General features: G+C 68.6%; 1 protein-coding gene. It reads left to right on the top strand.

Translation table 11 applies throughout. The features are described 5' to 3' along the window. The coding region (locus AC1D01_RS37685; RefSeq protein ID WP_477875060.1) for a LamG domain-containing protein at positions 1 to 641 on the top strand (641 nt) is incomplete at both ends.

The raw sequence follows: 641 nt of genomic DNA, 5'->3' as shown, positions 1-641 counted from the left end.
CCGAACGGCGTGGATCCGAGCTACGCGAACGTGAGCTTGCTGCTGCATCTGGATGGCGGCGGCAACGCGGCGGGGCTGGTCGACAGCTCGGTCAATGGCTACGCGGTCAGCGCCTTCGGTAATGCGGCGGTCAATGCGGGTGCTGCGCGCTACGGCAGCGGTGGCCTCAGTCTGGACGGCAGCTACGGCACCTATGTGACCGCATCGAGCGCGGCGCTGGACGTCGGCAGCAACGACTTCACCGTGGAAGCCTGGGTGCGGCTGAACGCCTACGGCAACTTCGCGACGCTGCTGAGCAACTACGGCAACGGYGGKGCSCGSGGCTTCGACATCCTGACCGGCTCCAACGGCTCGGTGACCACGCGCTGGTCGCAGGACGGGTCAAGCGATGCGGGCAGCCTCTGGCATGCGAACCAGATCCCGCTGAACACCTGGGCCCATGTCGCGGTGGTGCGCCAGGGCACGGCGCTGCGCATCTTCCTGAATGGCGTGCCGAGCGCGCCGGTGGCGATCAACGGGGCGATCTACCCATCGAGCACGCCGGTGAACATCGGCCGCACGCCGGACACGGGCCAGGGCGTGTGGTACCTGAACGGCGCGGTCGACGAGGTGCGCATCACCCAGGGCGTGGCGCGCTACAC

The organism is Rhizobacter sp. P3_B12, from assembly GCF_056402895.1.
Note: the sequence above shows the minus strand (reverse complement) of the source record. Positions and strands in the feature narration are given on the sequence as shown.